The organism is Cellulomonas biazotea (genome assembly GCF_004306155.1).
GTDB classification, from domain to species: domain Bacteria; phylum Actinomycetota; class Actinomycetes; order Actinomycetales; family Cellulomonadaceae; genus Cellulomonas; species Cellulomonas biazotea.
On sequence record NZ_BIMR01000363.1, the window covers coordinates 1 to 1,404 of the forward strand.

1 protein-coding gene is annotated in these 1,404 nt (G+C 79.5%); it reads left to right on the plus strand.

Annotation, left to right across the window (positions count from 1 at the left end; all coding sequences use genetic code 11):
- A partial coding sequence (locus CBZ_RS21165) for a DUF7824 domain-containing protein (protein ID WP_246013540.1) occupies nucleotides 1-1,404 on the plus strand: 1,404 nt, incomplete at both ends.

Consider the following 1,404-nt stretch of genomic DNA (forward strand, 5'->3'; position numbering starts at 1 on the left):
AGCCCGGACCGGGCGCTCGCGCGGGCCGCCGGCGCGCTCGCGGCGGCGTGGGGGATCGCGCCCGACGACGCCGACGTCGGCGCCGAGGACCCGGTCGCAGGCGGCGCGTGGCAGCCGGCGCCGCCCGCGTGGGACGTGCCCCGGTTCGACGCGGGCGACGTGTCAGCGGGTGCGCTGACGGCCGCCGCGGCACTGCTCACCGGGCGTCCCGACGGGGTCGTCGACGTCGAGGTCGAACGCTTCCTCGCCCTCGCGAACGCCGTCGCCGGGCAGGACCGCGAGGCGGCGCGGAGCGCGCTCGGCGGGGTCCGGTCGTCCTGGGTCGCCGGGCTGCGCTGCGTGCACGAGTGGGTCCGGGGCGAGCCGCTCCCGCTGCTCGACCGGCGCGCCGGTCGCGACTCGAGCGGGTGGGACCAGCGTGCGCTCGTCTGGGGTCCCGTCGACGCGCGCGAGGCCGCCGTCCTGCAGCGCCTCGGCGAGGTGCCCGTGCTGCTCTCGACGCCCTCGTGGGTGGACCTGCGGGTCGACCCCGCCGACCTCGCGGACCGGCTGACCGCCTACGCCGCCGCCGGTGCGGCCGCGAGCGAGGCCGACCTGTTCCTCGCGCTCACCCGCCTCGACGTCGCGCGCGCGACCGACGACGTGCGTGCCGCGCTCGACGCGCTGCCCGTCCCGGTCGTCCTGCAGGACGGCAGCCGTGCGTCGGTCACGGCCGGCCCGACAGCCCGCCGCTACCTCGACGACCCGGTCCGCGAGCCCGGCCTGCGCGTCGAGGGCACCTGGCGGCACTGGACGCCCGAGGCGTTCGACGTCCCACGGTCGCTCGCCGCCCTCCCCGCGCGGCTGGGGGTCCGCACGTACGACCACCCGGGCATCGAGACGTTCCCGTCCTGGGGCGACGCGGCGAGCAGCGGGATCGGCGCGTCGGACGCGTCGTCGTCGGGCCTCGTCCTGCGCCAGCTCGCCCGCCGCGCGACGCCCCTGACGCCCGGCCTGGCCGTCAACCTGCTCGGCGCCCAGCGTGGCTTCCACCCCGCGGCTGCGGCCGACGGCTCGACCGCCGTCCACGAGGCGTGGGAGCGCGGGCTGCTGCGCCCCGGCGTGCCCGACGTCCAGCTGCTCGACTGGGCGGAGACGCCGTCCAACCTCGCGTCGCTCGCCCGGGCGTGCGGCGACCTCGCGTCCGAGGGGCTGCTTGCCGTCGTCTGGCCCGTGCTCGACGACCTGCTGCTCGCCTCGCTCCGCGCGCCGCGCATGCTCGCGGGGACCGCGGAGGTCGCCGAGACGCAGCAGCGGCTGCTGGCCGCCGTGCTCGCCGCGGTCGCGGCCGGGGACGCCACCCCCGACGCGCTCGACCTGCCCGGTGCGCGTGCGCTCGCCGCCCGCGCGGGGTCGTCCCGGGCG